The following is a 20,777-nucleotide window of genomic DNA, read 5'->3' on the forward strand; positions in this document are numbered from 1 at the left end:
GATATCCTTACTTTTTACTAAATTTCAACGTATTCCAGAACGTTTCATCTGCAATGATCTCACCTTCGTCATCTAGTTCAGGGTAAGGGAGGCCTTTTTCATTGCATCGGTTGGCGATAATTGGGTGGCATCCTTCAAATAGCAGCGTGTGTTTTACTTTTGGGTCTAACATATCTTTGCGCTGGTACATGCCTGCTTCTTCTCTTTGCCTCTGTGCCTCATAAAGAATGAGCGCTGCGGCAACCGATACATTCAGAGATTGCACCATGCCTGCCATAGGGATCACAATGTGCTGATCGGCATGTTCAAGTGCTCTATCGGAAATACCCAAGCGCTCTTGGCCAACTATCACCGCTGTTGGCTTGGTATAATCGATTTCTCTAAAGTCGACAGCAGTATCACTCAAATTCGTAGCAAGCAGTTGGATCCCTGGGTTTTGTTCACGAATTTTTGCAACTGCTTGGTCGATATCATCATGCATTTGAGTATCAACCCAGTTTTTACTACCGCCAGAGGTGTTATTAGTTAAGCGTCTTTGATCTTGAGGCCAAACAGCATGAACATAGTGACAGCCCACTGCGTCAGCTGTTCTTACGATTGCGGATAAATTATGGTGTTTGTGCACTTCATCGAGGCACACAGTCAAATCCGTTTGGCGTTGTTCCAATATTCGTTTTACGCGCTGAAAGCGATTTTCTTTCATCGAGGACTGCTCTTAAATACAATATTACGGCGTATTATATCAAAATTATTACTGTATAAGTACACACCTATTTGAGTTGATAGAGTAGGACGTTTTATGGTTGTATTTCTCTCATTATTGGTGCTTGCAGAGAAATCAGCGTCTCAGTTGATTGAATGGCTTCGATAGATTGTATCTTATTGACGAGCACATCATGTAAATGGTCCATTGAACTGCTCAATACTTTAATAAATATGCTGTAATTACCTGTCGTGTAATAAGCCTCTACGACCTCTTCAAAAGTTTCTAATTGGGCAATGGTATCTTGATAATCTCTGGCATGTTTGAGGTTGATACCAATAAAGCAACACACGTCATAGCCAAGCTTTTTAGTATTAATACATACCTTAGTACCTTCTATGATCCCTGCTTGTTTCATCTTTTCTACTCTGACATGAATTGTGCCAGCGCTCACTGAGAAACGCTTGGCTAATTCAGCATAAGGTGTTCTTGCATCATTCATAAGTGCGTGCAAGATGGATTTATCGAGATTATCGATCTGATAATTTTCCATACTTATTTTCATCCAAAATTGTTGTTTCCATAAATATAACCTTAATTTTTTATTGATTTAAGCTGTGTATGTGTATTTTTGTTTTTGAATATTGAATTTTTATCGAAATTTGTTGACGATGGGTATATCAAGTAATTAATACACAAAAAATCATCGACAGTTTGGAATGGGGATCAACATGAAATCACAATACTTAAAAACACAACATCAAATCGCACGCGTTAAAAGCGTTTTCTCAGCGCAGCTAACGGAGCAACTAGGCTTAGTCGAAGTGCAAGCCCCTATACTTGCTAAGGTGGGTGATGGTATTCAAGATAACCTAAGCGGTACAGAAAAAGCGGTATCAGTTAAAGTAAAGACCCTTGCTGACAGTGAATTTGAAGTTGTCCACTCTTTAGCGAAATGGAAGCGCAAAACACTAGGTGATTTTGGCTTTGAAGTCGGGGAAGGGTTATACACGCATATGAAAGCATTGCGCCCAGATGAAGAGCGCTTATCACCAATTCATTCGGTATTTGTCGACCAATGGGATTGGGAGAAAGTGATTTGTGCAGATACGCAAAGAAGTCTTGAAACGCTTAAAGAAACCGTACAAACCTTATATAAATGTATTAAGCACACCGAGCAGGTGATTTCACAAGAATATGATATTGAGACATTCTTACCTGAGGAAATCACTTTTGTTCATGCTGAAGAGCTGCGCGCAATGTATCCAGATTTTACTGCAAAACAGCGTGAAAAGGCCATTGCACAAGAGTACGGGGCTGTATTTTTAATTGGGATTGGTGGTGAATTAGGTGACGGCAAGATTCACGATGTACGTGCTCCAGACTATGATGACTGGTCTACAGCTACCTGTGATAAGTACCAGGGCTTAAATGGGGATATCATAGTTTGGAACCCAGCATTAGAAGATGCCTTTGAGATTTCTTCAATGGGGATCCGCGTATCTCCTGAATCTCTGGCTCATCAACTGCAAATTAGTGATGCACAAGCGCGACTTGAGTTTGATTGGCACAAGGCGTTATTAGCTGGTGACTTACCACAGACTATAGGTGGCGGTATTGGTCAATCACGATTAGTGATGTTACTACTGCAAAAGCAACACATTGCACAAGTTCAGGTAGGCGTATGGCCAGAAGAGCTAAAGCAGTCAATAGAAGGTGTGCTATAAAGCGATCTAAAGGGGGGGGCGACCCCCTTTTAGATCTTAAACTCAATTTCAATTTGCCCATCAATTAACTTCGCAGTACAGGGTGGATAACTGCGATTGGTGGTATAGGTTTTGTCAAAGATATGAAGCTCAACACCTGAGTGCAATGCCGAAGTTGCCTGCAGCTGGGTGCCCCCAAGTAAATCATGTAAAGTATGATCTAATTCGCTGAGTTTATTTTCGAGTGCTTCAGCTTGTTGGCAATAGTGAGTTTGCGTGGCACTGATCTTTGCCATCAGCACTTTTTTTCTTTCAATATCTTTAAGTTGATCTGCTTTTTCTACCGCTTTTTGTAAGTTTTCCAATTGTTCATCTGTCTCCCCCAACTCTCGTATACATTGGTCTGTTTTGTTGGTTATCTCTACCCCCGAGTTGGCTAAGTATACAGACATAGTTGCACCTGACGGGCTACCAATTTCTCCGGCCGTCACAGATTGTGCATCGAAAACCGTTCCTCCAATGAGCTTGCCACGAGGGTTATCTTCTAATCCAACTCTAACTGTTCTTAATGCTTTAATGTCGCAGTGATTCGCCTGTTTTTGAATATAGATATTCCGCGCTTCAAGGTAAGTGTATTGACCATGCACAATGTTAATATCGCCATTGGCAATGAGTTTGCAAGTTAAGCTTTGGTCATTATCACTGTGATCTAGGTGGCCAATTACACCTCCGCGCACTTCGATATTTCCTTCACTGATGATTTCACCGGATTCAACAGTCCCCATTATCGTAATGTCGCCGCTGGCTTTTACTTTCATACCTGGCTCTACATTATGGGTCACAATGACACTGCCGCTAAATTCAATATGACCAGACTTCACATTCACATCTGCGATGGTAAAAATATCATCTACTCTCATGCCGTTTTGAATGTCAGAAGGGCAGCCGGCAATGGTTGAGATAAGTTCGAGTGGATTGGTTGGCGAAATCTCTGTGCCTTCGCCAGCCACTAGCTGAAACGACTCTCCGGGCACGGGTGTTATACTGTCTCCGGTTACAGTAAAGCCTTCTTTTCCTGGAGAGGCTGGGCGCTGAGTGATAAGTAATGTGCCTGGTGAAACACTTGATAACGCACCGAAGTCGCGCATATCTACGGTACCATCTTCTCTTAATTTTGGCTGTTTCAAGCGTTCTTTCAACGTCAATACATGCGATATAAGCTTGGCGGGGAGGCCATTTTCAGGAGGTCGGCCTTGAGCGATAATACCAGTATGTTGGGAGCCAGGTAATTCATCAAATTGCTTTGCTAGGAGCTTTTCTAGTAGCGCTTGTTTATAACCCCTGCACACCCCTGACTTAATGATGATTTTTTTTGCTTGATCAAGGCTTATCAGATTACCACCTTGTGCTGTGGTTAATGTCGCCGTAGCTTGCATTTTATCTTCTGAAATTGAGATCTGTAATTGCGCGTGTTTTTGCTTTGCGACCAAGAGCTGCTGTTCTGCAACTTCACTTTGAAAATAGGCAGCAATAGAGTCATGATCTACTTCGCAATCGGCATAGGGAGAGCACTCAAGCGCCTCGACAATAAACGCCTGACTGGGTGGCGTAGCAGATGCAACGTCCATTAAAACTTGGCCATTTTTTGTGACTTTAAACACAGACTATTCCTTATAGACCGAGCGACTCTGTAATAGAGATCGCATTAAACCTTACCCTTTTTATACGCTTTGACAACAGTGTAGGTTTGCCATCAGCGGTTTCTTTCCTGTTATTAGTATGACAGCCAAAAAACAATTAAATTCCAATACTCACTTTCTGTTGCAGTGTCTAAAGATTGGCTGGCAAAGTGTGTGTCAATTTTTGTTTTGTGATATCAGCTTGCTTAATTAATAGTATGTAGTCAAGCTGTTAAGATCAAAGTTGAAGAGCTAATTTGAAGAGATTTTTATCAAGTTGAGTAAAATGTGCAGTGAAGTAAGTTTAAAAGGCCTAGTGGTTAGGCCTTTTAAACTGGTGTGCATTAATTCATTGACGGCAGTTCCATAATACCATCAATTTCAATTTGTACATTTTTTGGCAGCTCTTTGACGCCAATCGCCGCACGCGCAGGGTACGGGGTTTTGAAATACTGGCTCATGATTTCATTGACCGTGGCAAAATTGCTTAAATCTGTCATGAATATATTTACTTTGACCATATCCTGCAATTGCCCGCCAGCGGCTTCACACACGGCTGTGAGATTTTTAAACACTTGATGTGTTTGTTCAGCAAAATCTTCAGAAATAACTTCCATGGTGTCTGGTACTAATGGGATCTGGCCTGACAGATATACAGCAGTTCCTACTTTGATTGCTTGATTGTAAGTCCCGATTGCGGCTGGCGCTTGATCGGTTGAAATGATCGCTTTGTTCATAATAACTTCCTTTAGCGCTTTCTATATACGCGTTGCACATCTGGCATTACACGTATTTTGCGCATAATATTCGCAACGTGAATTCTATCTTTGACAGTCACGCCTAAATCAATAATATATAAATTACTTTCTTTTTCTTCAGTGGCGATTTCAACAATATTAGCCTGTGCACTGGCAACGACATTGGTGAGCTTAGCGAGTGCACCTTGGTGGTTGATGATTTCAACTCTCAGCGCTGCGATGTACTCTTTTTCAGGGTTGTCTTCCCATTTTACAACACAGTATTTAGCGCGTTCACTTTCCCAGCCTCTAATATTGCGACATTCTTGCCTGTGTACCATCAAGCCTTTACCTTGGCTGACATAAGCTGCAATGGCATCACCTGGTACAGGTCGACAGCACTTAGCATAGGTAACCAGCATACCCTCAGTACCTATGATCGCAGCTTTGGCTTGCTTTGCTAGACTTTCAAGCCCGTCATCAGCTTGGAGTAGTCGTTTAGCAATCAGTACACTCATGATGTTGCCATTGCCTATCTCAACGAGTAGCTCTAACAGAGTATTTAGATTGTGCTCTTCTAAAACACGTTCAATCTGTTCTGTTGGAATTTCGTCAAGTTTCTGCTCTCCAAGAGCTGAATCTAAAAGACGTCTGCCAAGTTGGATGGATTCTTCTTGATGTTGGCTTTTGAGGTAATTTCGTACACCCAATCGTGCTTTACCGGTGACAATGAAGTTTAACCAAGTGGCATTAGGATGCGCGCCAGAGCTGGTGATAACTTCAACGGTTTGTCCTGTATCAAGCGCTTTACTTAACGGGTAAGGTTTGCGGTTTACTCTCGCTCCAACACAGGTATTACCCACATCTGTATGCACTGCATAAGCAAAGTCAACTGCTGTTGCGCCCATTGGAAGTTCTACGATTCGACCATCAGGGGTAAATACATAGATCTCTTCTGGGAAGAGTTCCGTTTTGACGTTTTCTACAAACTCGAAAGAAGAGCCTGCACTTTGTTGCAGCTCCAACAGGCTTTGCATCCATTGACGAGCGCGCTGCTGAGCAGTATGACCGGCACTGTCACCAGATTTTTTGTACATCCAGTGCGCAGCGACCCCTTTATCGGCCATATGATCCATATCATGTGTTCTAATTTGAATTTCGACAGGGATACCGTGTGGACCGACTAATGACGTATGCAACGACTGATAACCATTGGTTTTTGGTACCGCGATGTAGTCTTTAAAGCGGGTTTCAATAGGCTTGTATAGGTTATGTGCAACGCCAAGGACTCGGTAACAGGTATCTATGTTATCGACATTAATGCGGAACGCATAAATATCCATGACTTCATTGAATAGCAGCTCTTTATTAAGCATTTTTTTATAAATGCTATATAGGTGCTTTTCACGACCTTTAACGGAAGCTGTTATACCGCTCTCTTCTAAGCGAGACTCAATCTCGGTCTGAATGTTACTGATCACCTCTTTACGGTTGCCACGCGCTTTGGCAACTTCTGACTTAAGTGCGCGGTGACGCATAGGGTAAAGCGCCTGAAAGCCTAAGTCTTCTAACTCATTTTTGATATCATGGATACCTAAGCGATTCGCAATTGGCGCGAATATCTCGAGTGTCTCTCTGGCAATTCTGCGGCGCTTTTCAGGCCTTAAAAAGCCTAGAGTACGCATGTTATGAGTTCTGTCCGCAAGTTTAATGAGAATGACACGAATGTCTTGCGTCATTGCCATGATCATCTTACGGTAGTTTTCTGCTTGAAACTCTTTTTTATCTTTAAAGTCGAGCTTATCTAATTTACTGACGCCGGCGACAAGTTCGGCAACGGTTTCACCAAATATTTCAGCCAGATCTGCCTGACTAAAATCAGTATCCTCGATGACATCATGCATTAATGCAGCCATGAGCGTTTCATGGTCTAACTTCATGCTGGCCAGTATCTGTGTCACCTCGACAGGGTGAGTGATATAAGGCTCGCCGCTAGAACGCGTTTGACCTTCATGTGCTTCACGCGCGACGACATAGGCTTTTTGTACTAGTTCAACATCTTCAGGTGCTAGGTACTCTGAGATTTTTTTCTTGAGGCCTTCAAATAGATACATTCACACTCCAATGTTCCAGTGAAGTTAATAGATAGTTATTATTGAATATACGATGAATTGGCTCGGAAGCCAACGCAAAGGCACGATGCTTTTGCAATATAATGAAAAAAAACGCCAGCTTTGCGCTGGCGTTATATCAAACTTTCTTTAGATTGAGCTTTTAAAGCCGTCTAGAAGTTTATTTTAGCGGTTACCACCAACAATGGCTGCTACTGCTGCAAGCTCAGCTGCCTCTTGGTTTTGCTGCTCTTCACGGTCGATCATGTCTAGAGAGTCTGTAGTTACAAGACCTTCTTCAATTTCACGTAGCGCGATAACGGTAGGCTTATCATTTTCAGCCTCAACCATAGGATCTTTGCCACCAACAGAAATCTGACGAGCGCGACGCGCTGCAACAAGGATTAAATCGAAACGGTTACCAATTTTATCTACTGCATCTTCTACAGTTACGCGAGCCATCGAAGCACTCCAAAAAATTATACATTTAGCAAAGGGCTAGTTTACTTGAAACAGACTACTTCGCCAAGTGAATGGTTAAAATTTATCGTGATTAAGCAATTATCACTTAATTCAGGGAAATTAATCCGCTAACAACTCTTCAATTAATGCTTTGTGACGAGCTTGCTGAGCTGTCGTTTGAAGTCTCGCTGCAATTACAATATGTTCAAGCTCAGTCAGTGCTGTTTCAAAATCATCATTCACAATGACATAGTCAAACTCATCATAATGGCTGCTTTCTGATTTCGCTTCTGCCATTCTTGCGGCAATGACTTCTTGAGAATCTTGACCACGGTTGTTCAAGCGTTGCTCCAACTCGCTTTGAGAAGGAGGCAAAATGAATATGGTTTTGACTTCAGGCATCAGTGCTCTAACTTGTCTAGCGCCTTGCCAATCAATATCCAAGAATACATCAATACCCTTGTTCAACTGATCTTCAATGGCCTGTTTTGATGTCCCGTAGTAATTTTCAAATACCTGAGCCCACTCAAAGAAATCACCTTTGTCGATCAGCGCCTTAAATTCATCAACCGTAACGAAGTGATAATGTTCGCCGTTGTTTTCGCCAGGGCGAGGAGCGCGTGTTGTGTGTGAGACTGAAACCTTGATATTGGCTTGCTTGTCCAATAGAGCTTTGATCAGGCTTGATTTACCCGCACCTGATGGTGCAGATAAAATAAACAAATTACCGCGAGTCATTGTCATAGTGAAACCTTTGTGTACGCAAAAGGGAGTAATAGAGCCTGTTACTTCCCGTAAAAAGCTCTATTTTAAATCTTTGCGCGCCGAGTTACCAGTTTGCTATCCACGTAGTCTGAATCGACTTACTAAAACAGCTAACTCTTCGGCTTGTTTGTTTAGCTCTTGCGCTGAATGCGCTGCGACTTGTGTATCTTGCAGTGAACTTTGGCTTGATTGTTCTATTTGCGAAATATCTCGCGCCATTTCGCTGGCAACCACGGACTGCTCTTCAGTTGCCGTCGCAATTGATTGGATCATCGAGGCGATTTCACTGGCTCCGGTGACAATACCCTCAAGCTGTGTCCCCGCATCTTCTGCCATAGATACACTGTGGTTTACTTGCGCCACGCTGTTTTCCATTGACTTAACAGCATGCTCTGTCTGGGATTGAATGGATTGCACAGTACTGACGACTTCTTCGGTTGCTTTTGATGTGCGCTCAGCAAGTGTTCTTACTTCATCTGCAACCACAGCAAAACCACGTCCTTGCTCACCTGCACGGGCGGCTTCAATCGCAGCGTTGAGCGCCAGCAAGTTAGTTTGTTCAGCAATACTACCAATAACGCCAATAACATTACCAATTTGGCTACTTAACTCACCCAGATGAGTCACATTCTCAGCGGTATCTTGCACTTCATTTGAAGCCGATTTAATTTTATCTACCGTGGCTGTCACCGTAGAGCCGCCTTCTGATGCGAGATTTCTCGCGCCATCAGCATGGCTCGCTGCAACCTGACTTTGTGAAGCAACTTCCGAAACGGTTGCACTCATTTGTTCAATGGCTGTGGCAACTTGCGTAGATTGGTCGGCAGATGCTTGGCTGCGAGAGGCTATTTGATTATTTGTTTCAGCGATATCATCACTGGAGGTTTTAACGTCATTGACCACGTTGCTGATGGCTTGCAGCAATGAGTTCAGTGAATTAGACATCTTATTGGTGGCCTCAGCTAAGCTGTCAATTTCATCTTTCCCTTGATGTGTGAGCAGTGGTCTTGAGATATCCCCCTCACTGATCCCTTCAGCGATGGTGAGCACTTGACTCAAACGGGTCACAATTGAGCGACTGATCACAAAAGCAACCGCGATGGCTATGATGGCCGCAACGAGTGTAATAAGGATGATGATCACCAAAGTGGTGTTGAGCCCTTCAACTAAGAGGTCAAGCGCTTTAGTGGCGTCATCTTTTTCTTCTTCGCTTGAAACTTCAAGGATTTCAGACAATTCTACCATTTGATTAGAGGTGAGCTCGGCAAGCTTTTGTTGGGCCTTAACGTACGCAGTCGAGTCGTAGGTTCGAAAAATCTCTTTTGCTTCACTTTGAATGGTAGCAAACATCTCTTCGATACGTGCGATATCACGCAATTCGTTAGGCTTTTGTTCAAGTGGCTTTAACAAATTTAGGTAATGTCGAAAGCTCTGTGCATCATCGTTAAAGTCCGCTTCAGCAGCAGGTGCACCCGTTGTGTGGGAGATGATAGCGGCAATCATGTCTCCGCCTTCATCGACCAGTTCTAGGTAGTATCTCACACCGGGTAAATCGTCATTTAACGACTCTTGCAGATCGGACGATTTCAAAGCGTCATTAAATTCCTGTTCCTTTAATGAGTCGAGTAAATCCTCCAGAGGTTGTCCCATCTCTGCATCGAGTTTGTCTACCCGCTTTTTGACTTGTTCGTAGGAGCGAGGGTCATACTTGGCAAAAATTTCGTTATTGACATCTCGGTGAAACTTTTCAGCCAGTTCCATGATACGGGCCATTTTGTCCCTGTCTGATTGCTTCGCTGACTCGTATCCATATAATTCTTTTTGCGTGGACTTGAATCGTTCAAACAGCTGGTTGAATTGCCCAACTTTGCTCACATCACCATTGAGGTATTCAAGTGCTATATTATTGAGCTGATACTCTAAATGAAGCAGTCGGTTGTACAAGATCATACCAGGCAGGTCATCACCTTTGACTTCAAATGCTCTTGCAGTCTCAGTCGAGACTTTAAACCAAACCACTGTACTGGAAAAAACCATCAGTGCAATGAGGCAACCAAAGGATAAATAAAGCTTTTTACTCAAGTTCATATTGTTACCCAAGAAAGTTGTGTACTCCGAATCCTTGGAATATCAAATTTGCCTACTCAAATTATTAATTAAGGATAAGAAAATTGCGAATTTATGAATTAATTTACTGATTGTTTGTTATGTCGACATAAAAAGGTTCATAAAAGTGTAATAAAGGGAAAAGGTGCAATTTGTTAACTTGCTCGCTAAGCACTGTGGCTTTTCTTAGTGAATAGGTGGGTAATGGCGTTTTTCTAAATGCTTGTCGGGCTAGGTTGATCGAACCGTTAAGTCATGTGGGCAGTCTGGCAATGAATATTAGGGGTATGAATTAAAAAACCAAGCCAATAGAGGGCTTGGTTGCACTGTGAACTAGCTCTCGCTATTTGTTACTTTCGGGTGCCTAGAATGAAATATCGCTAAAGCGATATATACACAAGTCGCATAGGTGTTAATAAGAGGCACAATTGCCGTGATAACCGCTAATACTTTGCTATATCGGAATTTGTGTGCGACGAAGTAGTTTATGGCAAGGCAAACAAAAACTTGCACAAAAAAAGCCACTGATATGAGGTGTAATTCACCATTTCTAAGCATTTCTAACATATTTTAAGTCCTGTCAATTGGGGTAATGATTACTCTTCCCCTCACTCCTGTTTGTATAACTCTTAGCCGAATACCATACTCTGCTGCTTTTTGTATATATTGCTCTAGCTTATACTGAGATGAAAACTGATACGTACCTTCAATAGATGACCCTGCATCTGGAATACGATTGCCATCAGAGTCTATCGCACTATGTCTAATGTACGATAAGCGAAGTTTAGTACCCGATCTTAAAGTGGCTGCTTTCATGATCAGTTGTGAGCCATCTTCAAATTCAAATAGTAGCTCAATTCCTGCAACAGGATCATAAAATAAGCCACCAAAAATAGAGATTAGTTGCGCAGACCAATATTTAAGAGAATCATTTTGTGCAGCCCAGTCATCAAACCTGTCTCTACTACTGCTATTCTGTGCTAATTCCCAAGCAGAGCGATAGCCGCTAGAGTTGGGGACGCGCGTCTTTTTGGCTAGGTGCATATAAGATTGTGCGCGCTTTGCTTGGTCTATTAAAGATTGTGGAGTTGTGGACCTACTGGCGGTGACAATGGTTTCCAGTTCGCCAAACCGATCCAATTGAGGTCTAGACGTGACATAGAACGATCCTGCTAATCCATGCGGTATACTGACAAGGTGAATGGTGTAGGCCGAGGACATGCCGTCTCCATTTGTTTGGTCAAAAATATATGTCCTTGCTTTACTCTGCTTGAGGTAATAGATGAACAGCTATGGCAAGTAATATAGTCATCTGCATGTGCGGTTAGGTTGATAAAAAATACCAGCAGAGTGAATAAAACTGAGTTGATGAGTTCTTTTTTCATATTGCTATCTCCTTATTAAATTGCTTTGTAAATGTGGTTTAGGTGAGTGGATTTAGCAATGAAGTGATGTTGAGTAAATATCTGATTCTATTTTGTTTTTATTAAAAATTTTATCAGGAGAGTATTTTTTTACCAAGCTGCATCAAAATATCAATCGGTTTGAACTAATTGATTGTTTTTTATAGAGTATTTTTTTTGGCTGTATTTTAATGTTTTTCAATTTAAATTTTCAAATGAAGTTTTTTATCGAAATGCTGTGGTGTGGTTTAAATTAAACAGAATGCGAGCTTGGTATGTGGCAGCGATCGTCTTTCAATATTTCAACTATTGCTTAATAGGCTAGATAATTTTGTATGAGTTTATAGGCGGGATAGTTTCGATCAGCTAGGGTGTCGACTAGTTTTTGGGCGTATTCTTTTAAAAACTAGAGCTTATGTACAAGCTGTATGTAGAACAATTAGATAATTGCTTGATGATATGAGCCATTTAAATGTACAGATAAAGACCAAAGCTTAAAGGCTCAATTTAAAGGACACGCCAAGCGCATTTCGGGCAATGGTATTTAAAATGCGACCTAATTTTTGGCTAATCTTTTGCCATTAAATAACATGGCTGATGTTATGGGCGGTTCATTACTGGGCTGGATTTGTTGTGCTAAGTACTCCAAAAGTTGAAATCCGAAAAATTCCGTCAGATTTTCGTTAACCTGGATATACTCAATTTTATGCTGCTTCTGTAACTCTGTGAGCGCTTCAATAGTGCAATGCAAGAAAAGAGAGGCTTCAGCTTGAGAAAAACGCTGATAAAGGCATATAACCATGCTATCGGCCATATCACATATTTGTGGAGTAAACGTATGCGCCATATTTAAGCTCTATTCCCTTCTTGCTATACCTGACAAAGTTGAAATTTTAAGATTCAGGGTTCAAACCGTTCATATATCAGTCAATATAGATAGTAATGTATGGAAGCCAAAGAGCAAGATTCAATTTATCGGCCAAAAGATGATGAGCTGGTTTCACGAATTAATGCCTATCACACGGTAATGAAGGAAAAGCGCAATATTGAACTGAGTCTTGACCTATTCAAAGATAAAGAATGGGCTGAGCGGTTGGGGTCGACACAAGAACTTGAACAGGCGCACAAAGTCATTTCAACTAGCCTGGAAAAGGCCATCATGAGTTTTAGTGATAGCGATTTGAAAAAAGTCAGTGAACAAAAACTCTTAGATGATACACAACTCCATGAAATGCGAATTAACCAAGCTAAAGCAAAGCTCGGTACACTTCGTCAATCTCAAGATAGTGACGAGAAAAAACACGGTAAATCAATTTAATAGAGTGCCCGAGTTAAATCGATTATTTCGAGTAACGCGAAATAACAAAGTAAATTTGATTATTTTAAAATATTAGTAAAATCAGTTTGATAGATTTAATTGATAACACAAGTTTATGAAAGTAACAGTCTATACAACAAAGTGAGGGGCGGGAAAATCTACGATTTCAACCAACATAGTACATGACCATGGTTTTGCTTTGGGTACGAATGAGCCTTACCATATCTATGATGAACTCTTACCGGACGATCAGTTCTTGGCCGTTGATCTTAACGAACCGTTTCCAACCATCCCTGAGCATATTGATATAGTGTTTGATCTTGCCTGAGCACTTTCAAATAGCGCGCTAAGTATTAGCACTGCTATCGAGCAATCGGACTGGGTGATTATACCCATCTACGACGAGTACAAATCAATCCTTGCTTGACTGAATACGCTTGCAGAAGTGCTGCATCTGAATCAAAACGTATTGGTGGTTGCAACTAAACTACAAAAGTCGCGACACGACAGAGGGAAAAGCTGGCATGAATGTGAGAGCTTTATTCATATCCAATCGCTAGTGCATGAGAAGTTTGGCTGAGATATTCCAGTACTGCCTCTGAAGTTTTCCAAGGTATTTGATGAGATCTTTAAGTCCAAAAAATCGATCTCACAGCTGCAAGCCGCATCACCACTTGCCAAGTTTCAATATAGGGAAGTGAGTAGGCAATTCGATGCCATTTATTCTTTAATCCTCCCAAAAAATGAGTCAAAAAAATAGCCTGACAAACATCAAGCTGAGCAACAAAAACACACTATCTAATTTGATGCATAAGCCATCACCAGTAAAAACCAACAGCAGAACAGCAAAGCCCGCAGCCGAAAAACAATCGGAATTGGTTGGGCTAAGATTTACCCCTTCAGAGCTTGCAGTAGTAAAACAGAAAGCAGGGCTGGTTCCTGTCGCAACTTTCATAAAAAATGAGTTGATAGAAAAGACGGCCTTACTTGATTAACACCGCCATCAAAAGTTGGGCTTCTTGTGTGTGATAGGCATACGCAAGAGTAACTGAGCTTTTGGAGGCTTAAATGAACAGATTAATAACACCTGAATTCATTGCGGAATGTCAGGCATACCCTTTGGGCTCACAGTCAAAAAGCGACAACCCCGAAGTGGTTGCTAAGTTCTTTGACTCGTATGGTAGTGCGTCCTGGTATGTTATTGAACTAGATCCTGAGCAGGAGATGGCCTTTGGCTATGTGACCGGATTACAACAAGATGAGTTAGGGTATTTTTCTATATCTGAGCTCGCCTCAATCATCCATCCGACTCTGCAAGTGCCGAGAATAGAGCAAGACGCCTATTTCTCGAAATGTCGCTTAAATGAGGTTAAGTAGCCAATAAAAAACCAGATATTAGTCTGGTTTTTTTCATGACTGCTTTCTGACGTAGGTGGAAAAGCTTCTTAAGTCAGCCGAGGTTCCTTATACTGAGAGCCATTCGATTTTGCAGAGCAGATCATTATGGTTAACACCGCTCCACAACATACGGCCCATGCTATATAAATAACCCCTTGAAGTTATCGTAAATCAATGTCCAAGACTGCCACTCAAAATAAGAACAATCTTCATTTAATCTTATCGATACAAAATTATTTGAGTATAAGTCATTTATATATTTCTTTTCGTTAAGTCTGATTTCGTTCGGGTTATTAGGTATTAGAAGTCGTATTGATGCATTGGCAGTTGAGCCTAATAAGTTGTCAAATCATTTGCTTTACTGGCAGTTGGCATCATTATGTTGGGGGTTTCATATCTTCTATAAAGTAGAAGTTTTGAGTAATGAGGACTCTGAAAAAGGGTCTAGCTAATAATACTAGCGATATAGGCATAAATTTTGCCTTGTTTGTACAGTCACTACTAGAAGGAATTGTACAATGAGGGTTCAAAATCAATCGTTTGTATATAGTCAGCAACAAATTCAAGCCCAGCAAGCAGTAGCTGGTGAAAAAGCGGGCAAAACATTGCCGCCACCTCAGGTGGCAAATGCCCATACGGAAAGTGATAAATTTGACTTTACTAATATGACAATGAAAGAGCTGTCCCAAGCTTCAAAAGCTTTGTATGACGAAGGTGTACTAACTTTGGGGCAACACGCATCGCTTTCATTACATTATACAGCAACTGCAACGGGGCTAAACCAGGGAGACGGACAAGTTTCCTTGAGTGCGTTATCTAAAGCAGAAAATGAGAAAGTAGATGTCATTGCAATGCAAAAGGAACGATTAAGAGAGGCCACTGCAAACGGTGCTCCGGCCTCTCAAATAGCATTCTCCAAAGAGCTGCTCCATACATTAGAAGCTTATCAATTTGGAGGGGCAGGGAAATTCCACGCAAGTGCCTAGCTATCGGATATACAGTCGATCATCTTCTTGGTTGTTTGGAAAGTTTATCGAGCGAGCACTTGCTGTTGCAGTTCCTGAAGTGAATGTGCCAACAGAGTACTTCCAAACAACTAAATAGCCAACAACGCTGCTGCCTGAGGTGACTGGCTGTGTGTCAACTACTGATAGTGAAGAACCATTCAGCTTGGCCATACGAGACGAAGGGTTCGCGTAGCCGATCTCGCGCGTTAAAATATATACTTCTCTGCCGCCGTGATCTTGCGTGGTGGAAAATGCACTTGGAGAAATTCCTTCCCATTGCGGGTAATTTGAAGAAATAACCCCTCTGATTTCAAAAGAGCTCAAAGGGGCTGCTGGTGCCATTGTGTGGACAGTACCAGACTCGTTTATCAATGTCTGATAGCTTGCGTGTGTGTCTTTAATTTCCTGAATAAGGGAATTTTTATATTGTTCAAACTCCCAGTTATTCGAGGCATTGTTGAGTAGTTCATTACTTTGCACAGCCATTGATACGCCAAGCATTGAAGTAAATAGTGCAACAGTCTTTAAGTTTTTCATTTTTCATGTCCTTGTGTTTATTTGTTGAACAAAACACTATCTATGATGTAGGTGTGAGTCAATGGATTAAAACAAGAGTGTGTTACTTTTGAGAGAGGGTTATTTTATTTTTATAAATATAATATGTTGCGAAAACTAATTAGAATCACATGATCATTTTTTTGTATTTCTCAACAACATATTCTGAAATACCGAGGCATGAAGTATATGCAGGATATAAACACTGTCTTTTGATGTGTCGTATTGGTAGTACAAATTGTAGTCTCGGTAAACAAAGCGCCTGATATTCTTTTCTTTGTTGTAGAGCGGGTGAGAGAAAGAGAAAGTTGCTAAGTTTTCAACAGCACGATGCAAGAATTCTTCACAAAAATTTCTGGCCCTGGTCGGGTTATCCTCAGAAATAAAATGTTCAATTGTTTCGAGATCGAGCTTAGCTTTTCGAGTTAAGAGTACTTTTACCATTGAGATGCTGACTTAGAGAGTATTTTTGAAATGTTATTGGCATCAAGCTCAACTACATCTCCGCTTTCAACATCTTCAAGTCCTTGCTCTATACCAGAATCAATGCGTTTTTTTACGTACTCAGAAACAGCCTCGAAGATAAGATCTTCAGGCGACTGAAATCCTGAGTTGTTAGCTTCAGCTTGTACAAGCTCGGCAACGTTACCGTGGAGAGTAATAGTCATACTGTCTACTCTTAAAAAATAAGTCTACTTCTATTGTATCAGAAATTGGTCAAAGTCAAATGGTCAGTTAGTAAACAGGCTTAAATCATACGCCGTTTGTTTACTGATCTTGTTGGACTGTGGTAAACGTACTTCAGGCCATTAGTTCCTTGCTGAGTACGGGCAAATTTTGCGCCTATACGTTCTAGGTAATCAGTGATTGTAATTTGTCTTGCGTCATGGGTTCTCATGGTTTGGGTTATTGAAATAATCTTTTCTTGTTGCCAAATAGCATTTTTCACTTCTCTATATTGTAGGCTGTTTTTTCACGATGAAATGTTGCGCTGGAATCGTACTCAAACGCCATAGGTTCTACTTTTACAGACTCATCGGCAATAAAGGCTTTTTCAGTACGTTTTGTTAGTTGGTTGTTTTCAATCATAGTGCTGATAAATTGTTTTGAAGGGTAAATATTGAGGATCGCATCAGCGATTTTTCTGCCTTCGTACTTTTTCTTTATCTCTACTTTACTGATCTCTGGCATGGCTTCGAGTAGTTTTGTGATCTTTTGCAGTGTAATACGCTTTTCTTTGTGCTCGTTGAAGTTAATCTTTTCAATAAGATAGTTAAGTGATGGGTTATAAGTTGCCTTTTCACTGGCATAGCGAAATTTCAGGTTTAGCAATGCTCTTAGCTTAATCAGGTAGTAAGACTTTGAGGCAACAATACTGGCCGAATCTGAGGCTTTCCAGTCGCCACTTTGAATATAATTGGTGATCATATTTCAAAGCTCTATGACGACTTTGTTATCTTCCATGTAAATATCTTTGATACGGCTAAAAATATACAGATTTTCGCCGCTCTCATTACGCACGGCGATATCAGTGCGTTTTAATATCTCTAACGCTTCACGAATGCTTGAAGTGTTGTATGGGCAATCGTTCGGCTTCAGTGTTTTGTTTTCGACTTTGTTGATGGCGTTGATCATTTCTTTTTGGATTTGATAGTAGGTTGTCTTGAGATAAAACACTTTGTTATTTTCGCCGTCAGATTGAATTTGCATCGCTTGTTTTGAAGCCATTGAAATAATCGCATTTTCAATACGTGCTTCTCTTAAATGCGGGAAATGGCTTTGAAATTTTTTACTTTTCTTGTTCTTAAAGTTGGCAGGTGAGATCTCTGCAATAAACCCTTTGCCATCAATGGTAAATGGTCTTTCAACGGACTCTGCCACACCTTCATTGATCCATGTGATCAGCGGATCATTCGGCGACACATCTTTTGGAATTGCTTCGTAGGTTTCAGAAAGGTTGAGTCTCTTGGTTGACTGAAAAAGCTCAAGCTGAATCGCGATGTTTTCTTGTCAAAACTGCACACTTCTAGATTTTGGTCACATAGCGGTAAGTTAAAAAGTATTGGTTGTAGTTATTTTACTCAAAGGTACAGAAATGCAAGTAAGTTTATCAATAGCATATAGCGAACCTATTTTGCTGTATCAGGCGTTGTAATTGAATTTTTTGTAGATTTATTGGAGTGTTTTTGTTAAAGGTAGTTAGTTGTTTAGTTTCATGATTTTTCTATAAATTAATCCTAAAGGATTTCTTGATACATGGGTATATTTATTGAATGGAGTAAAATGAGTATGTTAAAAAAAATGAGCGTAGCTGCATCCTTCGCAACAATAGTTGGTACTTTAATTGCTGGGTATTCCGCTTTTGTATCTTCAGGTGAAGCTAGAGTTAATCAAACTATTAATGGGGAAAAGAATACGGTGATAGGTGAGGTTTCTGGGCAGTTAACTATAAATTATAATGATACTGGTTCTAAATCTCAGGATCTAGTTTTGCGAAATAGAAGTACGGGAGTAAGCTTAATTATATCTGAGCCGAATATTATGGCAGCAACCGATAAGTCAAAGCTCGTATGTAATGCAATAGCTGATACACCTGTTGCTCTTACTGGTCGAGTTGCAGACATGAATGGAATACCAATGTGGAAAGAAGTTTCTATTTTAAAAGGTGATTGTGCAGGGAAGGTTGGTTGGGCTTCAGTTTCTGTATTAGGCTATGACTGATAAATTTTATAGTGTTTAAGGGCAGCTCTTAATATATTTAAGACACTGCCAATCAAAGTTTAATTCTCAATCAGCTTACTATAAGAAGCAGCGTATGATTACCCCACCGAATATTGAAATTAAGATTTGCAGTAAATATAGTGGCCTAACAGCTCGTCGCATCAAGTAATTGAACCGTGTACATATGCAGTTCCTATCTATTTCGGTGACTAGATTAGGATTTAGTTTTAAATCATTTGACTCCATCTCTAGAGCTTTTTCATAAAGCTTTCGGTATACATTTTCAAGCATAAAAAAGTAAGCATCAAGCCACCAAAATAAGAATATTGGAAGTAATGATAAAAGGAAGAAAAGCTCATTTTTTAAAGCACCGCCAACAGCAATTAGTGCTGTCAGAACGGTTATTGACCATCCTTTGATCAAAAAAGAATTATTGGCCATTCGATTGATAACACCTTGAATAAGGGTTAAATGCGCCACTTTCAGTGTAGTTGAGTTTTCATCCATTTTCACCAAGTCCCTGTATCATCGAGTGGTTTCTCTTTAAGATTATATAGGTTTTGGCAACCTTTAGCATGATCCCTATATAGTTGAGTCAAAGCATCATATCCTTTGTCTTCGTTGCAATGGTCAGCCCACTTTTTTAAATTTTCATAATTTAATTTATCCAGGTGTTTAACATTTGCTTTATGGAACATTTGGAAGCTTTTAGCCTTTTCAACAATTCTTTCAAGATCAGCTGTATGTGATTCAGGTGAGTAAAAAGCTCGTTTTGAATTTGGCGACTGTTTCTTTTCAATTAAAGCACTAGTCTGTAATTCGGCCATTATCCACGGAGAAAAAGTGTATTGCTCCCTATCTTCTTCTAGAGAAATATTGCGAATAGCATTTTCAGTGTTTAGAAAGAGTAAGCATTCTGAACGCTCAATCATACTGTTCAAAGCATTTGACAACATCATATGAACATGACTGGTTGTATAGTTTCTTATTTCATAACTATAGTCTTTTGTTTCTTCACGATATGCGTATTTATTATCTATTTTCTTCAGTAATTTATCTGCAAAACCCCAGACAGTAGAGTCAACGAAGGACTCAATTTTAAATTCATGATAAAGCCAGTTGGCTAGCTTCAAAGCGAGTTCTCTGTCTTTGCTTGAATGTGAGATAAAGACATGGCTGCCCTCAATTTCAGGAAACCATTCTTTTTTTAAGGCGTCTCCGTTGAGCAGGCCTTCGTCATTGTAGAAATTTTCTAGTGACTTTTTAACGCTTTCCTCTCTACTTTTTAATATTTGCTCATACTCACTAGGTGAATCGAAATGGCTATCGTTATTGATCTTAAGATTAAAGCCTTGAAACACTTTAACTCCTTGTTTTTAACTTGTTCAGTATCTTGTTGTTTTCCATGTTAATTAAATTTTCTGGGTGAAGGAAATACTATTTTGCATTTTTATTCAGGCTGTCATACGAGTGTTACATGACAGTCTGAATAATGAAACGATTGTAGGAGTTTTTAGCTATCGCTATCTAAATCATATCTGCTAATCTACAATAAATCTGACTTAATGCTTCTCTTCGTTCATCCAAATAATCATACCTGTCATAGATTCCCTCAACGCCTTTTAGCTTATGATTTAAGCATCGCTCGGCGATGTGACCAGCTACACCATTGCTTGCAAGTAGGCTTCGACAGGTGCGGCGTAGGTCATGGACGGTAAAGTGGGGCACGGGCATTTTGTCTTCACGGAATAGCTTTTGAATGGCGGCGTTGAGTGTGTCGGGGCTGATATGTCCAAAACGTTTGCTGGCTCTGCGGTTTGGAAAAACATAGTCAGAGCCAAAGGCGCGTATTTGCAACTCTTTGAGCCATTCAATGACGATGGGGCTTAATGGCACGGTGATGCCTCGGCCAGTTTTGCTGCGCTCCTGTGGGATATGCCAAAGCGTTTCTTTAAGATCAAACTCTGCCCACTTTGCGGCGATCAGTTCGCCTTTTCTGGCACCTAAACATAGTAGCAGCGAAAAGGCTAAATAGTTGTCGCGGGTAAATTGGTCAGAGTTTTCCCGCAGGCATTGATACACTTTCTCTAGTTCTTCAAGTGATAG

24 protein-coding genes and 1 pseudogene are annotated in these 20,777 nt (G+C 40.6%); 7 read left to right on the top strand and 18 right to left on the bottom strand.

Annotated features, from left to right (window positions below):
• Window positions 1-7 precede the first annotated feature (7 nt).
• Window positions 8-703 carry a tRNA (guanosine(18)-2'-O)-methyltransferase TrmH gene (trmH, locus tag N473_RS03745; protein ID WP_039611924.1) on the bottom strand — a complete coding sequence of 232 codons (696 nt, stop codon included), beginning with the start codon at window positions 701-703 and terminating at the stop codon, window positions 8-10.
• Between the two features lie 94 nt (window positions 704-797).
• A complete protein-coding gene (gene asnC, locus N473_RS03750) occupies window positions 798-1,256 on the bottom strand; it encodes a transcriptional regulator AsnC (protein WP_039611923.1) in 459 nt (152 codons plus the stop codon).
• Window positions 1,257-1,434: 178 nt separating this feature from the next.
• Here asnC and asnA point away from each other — a divergent pair, with 178 nt between their 5' ends.
• Entirely contained in the window at window positions 1,435-2,430 is a 996-nt protein-coding gene (asnA, locus tag N473_RS03755; protein ID WP_063366777.1) for an aspartate--ammonia ligase, read from the top strand.
• Window positions 2,431-2,459: 29 nt separating this feature from the next.
• Here the strand turns inward: asnA and N473_RS03760 are convergent, their stop codons facing one another.
• The 8 genes from N473_RS03760 to N473_RS26460 all read right to left on the bottom strand — a co-directional run bounded on the left by N473_RS03760 (window position 2,460) and on the right by N473_RS26460 (window position 11,654).
• Complete coding sequence (locus N473_RS03760) at window positions 2,460-4,070, bottom strand: DUF342 domain-containing protein (protein WP_063366778.1); 1,611 nt, start codon at window positions 4,068-4,070, stop codon at window positions 2,460-2,462.
• 362 nt (window positions 4,071-4,432) lie between these two features.
• Entirely contained in the window at window positions 4,433-4,825 is a 393-nt protein-coding gene (locus N473_RS03765) for a RidA family protein (RefSeq protein WP_063366779.1), read from the bottom strand.
• Window positions 4,826-4,836: 11 nt separating this feature from the next.
• Complete coding sequence (gene spoT, locus N473_RS03770; protein WP_063366780.1) at window positions 4,837-6,939, bottom strand: bifunctional GTP diphosphokinase/guanosine-3',5'-bis pyrophosphate 3'-pyrophosphohydrolase; 2,103 nt, start codon at window positions 6,937-6,939, stop codon at window positions 4,837-4,839.
• A 183-nt stretch (window positions 6,940-7,122) separates the two neighbouring features.
• Window positions 7,123-7,398, bottom strand: a complete 276-nt coding sequence (rpoZ, locus tag N473_RS03775) for a DNA-directed RNA polymerase subunit omega (protein ID WP_039611918.1) — start codon at window positions 7,396-7,398, stop codon at window positions 7,123-7,125.
• A gap of 120 nt (window positions 7,399-7,518) precedes the next feature.
• Window positions 7,519-8,142 carry a guanylate kinase gene (gmk, locus tag N473_RS03780; RefSeq protein WP_063366781.1) on the bottom strand — a complete coding sequence of 208 codons (624 nt, stop codon included), beginning with the start codon at window positions 8,140-8,142 and terminating at the stop codon, window positions 7,519-7,521.
• 96 nt (window positions 8,143-8,238) lie between these two features.
• On the bottom strand, window positions 8,239-10,251 hold the full coding sequence (locus N473_RS03785; protein ID WP_046356841.1) for a methyl-accepting chemotaxis protein: 2,013 nt from the start codon (window positions 10,249-10,251) through the stop codon (window positions 8,239-8,241).
• A gap of 588 nt (window positions 10,252-10,839) precedes the next feature.
• The gene (locus N473_RS03790; RefSeq protein ID WP_063366782.1) at window positions 10,840-11,490 is read right to left on the bottom strand and encodes a hypothetical protein; all 651 of its coding nucleotides are present in this window, start codon (window positions 11,488-11,490) and stop codon (window positions 10,840-10,842) included.
• The gene (locus N473_RS26460; protein ID WP_196766364.1) at window positions 11,442-11,654 is read right to left on the bottom strand and encodes a hypothetical protein; all 213 of its coding nucleotides are present in this window, start codon (window positions 11,652-11,654) and stop codon (window positions 11,442-11,444) included. Before N473_RS26460 ends, N473_RS03790 begins: the two co-directional genes overlap by 49 nt.
• A 964-nt stretch (window positions 11,655-12,618) precedes the next feature.
• Between N473_RS26460 and N473_RS03800 the strand changes: the two genes are divergently transcribed.
• From N473_RS03800 to N473_RS03815, 5 genes are all read left to right on the top strand, one after another.
• Complete coding sequence (locus N473_RS03800; RefSeq protein WP_063366784.1) at window positions 12,619-12,990, top strand: hypothetical protein; 372 nt, start codon at window positions 12,619-12,621, stop codon at window positions 12,988-12,990.
• A 199-nt stretch (window positions 12,991-13,189) separates the two neighbouring features.
• Window positions 13,190-13,318 (top strand): hypothetical protein, encoded by a 129-nt coding sequence (locus N473_RS26830; protein ID WP_269202331.1) that lies wholly within the window; start codon window positions 13,190-13,192, stop codon window positions 13,316-13,318.
• A 415-nt stretch (window positions 13,319-13,733) separates the two neighbouring features.
• Window positions 13,734-13,985, top strand: a complete 252-nt coding sequence (locus N473_RS03805; RefSeq protein ID WP_063366785.1) for a hypothetical protein — start codon at window positions 13,734-13,736, stop codon at window positions 13,983-13,985.
• A 73-nt stretch (window positions 13,986-14,058) separates the two neighbouring features.
• On the top strand, window positions 14,059-14,367 hold the full coding sequence (locus N473_RS03810) for a DUF2958 domain-containing protein (protein WP_063366786.1): 309 nt from the start codon (window positions 14,059-14,061) through the stop codon (window positions 14,365-14,367).
• A 539-nt stretch (window positions 14,368-14,906) separates the two neighbouring features.
• A complete protein-coding gene (locus N473_RS03815; protein WP_063366787.1) occupies window positions 14,907-15,374 on the top strand; it encodes a hypothetical protein in 468 nt (155 codons plus the stop codon).
• Here the strand turns inward: N473_RS03815 and N473_RS03820 are convergent, their stop codons facing one another.
• The 5 genes from N473_RS03820 to N473_RS03840 form a co-directional block, all read right to left on the bottom strand.
• Window positions 15,375-15,932 (bottom strand): DUF4879 domain-containing protein, encoded by a 558-nt coding sequence (locus N473_RS03820; RefSeq protein WP_063366788.1) that lies wholly within the window; start codon window positions 15,930-15,932, stop codon window positions 15,375-15,377.
• 153 nt (window positions 15,933-16,085) lie between these two features.
• Window positions 16,086-16,394 (bottom strand): type II toxin-antitoxin system RelE/ParE family toxin, encoded by a 309-nt coding sequence (locus N473_RS26960; RefSeq protein ID WP_063366789.1) that lies wholly within the window; start codon window positions 16,392-16,394, stop codon window positions 16,086-16,088.
• Window positions 16,388-16,618 (bottom strand): hypothetical protein, encoded by a 231-nt coding sequence (locus tag N473_RS03830; protein WP_063366790.1) that lies wholly within the window; start codon window positions 16,616-16,618, stop codon window positions 16,388-16,390. The genes N473_RS26960 and N473_RS03830 overlap by 7 nt, the downstream gene beginning before the upstream one ends.
• Before the next feature lie 277 nt (window positions 16,619-16,895).
• Entirely contained in the window at window positions 16,896-17,378 is a 483-nt protein-coding gene (locus tag N473_RS03835; protein WP_063366791.1) for a hypothetical protein, read from the bottom strand.
• 3 nt (window positions 17,379-17,381) lie between these two features.
• Window positions 17,382-17,873: a hypothetical protein gene (locus tag N473_RS03840; RefSeq protein ID WP_063366792.1), complete on the bottom strand. Its 492-nt coding sequence runs from the start codon at window positions 17,871-17,873 to the stop codon at window positions 17,382-17,384.
• 333 nt (window positions 17,874-18,206) lie between these two features.
• Here N473_RS03840 and N473_RS03845 point away from each other — a divergent pair, with 333 nt between their 5' ends.
• Window positions 18,207-18,671, top strand: coding sequence for a hypothetical protein (locus N473_RS03845; RefSeq protein WP_063366793.1), 465 nt, complete (start codon window positions 18,207-18,209; stop codon window positions 18,669-18,671).
• Between the two features lie 78 nt (window positions 18,672-18,749).
• On the opposite strand, the gene N473_RS03850 is transcribed toward N473_RS03845, so the two are convergent.
• The 3 genes and pseudogenes from N473_RS03850 to N473_RS26930 form a co-directional block, all read right to left on the bottom strand.
• Window positions 18,750-19,178, bottom strand: coding sequence for a hypothetical protein (locus N473_RS03850; RefSeq protein WP_063366794.1), 429 nt, complete (start codon window positions 19,176-19,178; stop codon window positions 18,750-18,752).
• A gap of 2 nt (window positions 19,179-19,180) precedes the next feature.
• Window positions 19,181-20,032, bottom strand: coding sequence for a toll/interleukin-1 receptor domain-containing protein (locus N473_RS03855; RefSeq protein ID WP_063366795.1), 852 nt, complete (start codon window positions 20,030-20,032; stop codon window positions 19,181-19,183).
• Between the two features lie 166 nt (window positions 20,033-20,198).
• Window positions 20,199-20,765: pseudogene (locus N473_RS26930) on the bottom strand (site-specific integrase); the annotation flags it as partial.
• Between the last annotated feature and the right edge of the window lie 12 nt (window positions 20,766-20,777).

It is taken from the genome of Pseudoalteromonas luteoviolacea CPMOR-1 (genome assembly GCF_001625685.1).
GTDB lineage: Bacteria > Pseudomonadota > Gammaproteobacteria > Enterobacterales > Alteromonadaceae > Pseudoalteromonas > Pseudoalteromonas luteoviolacea_K.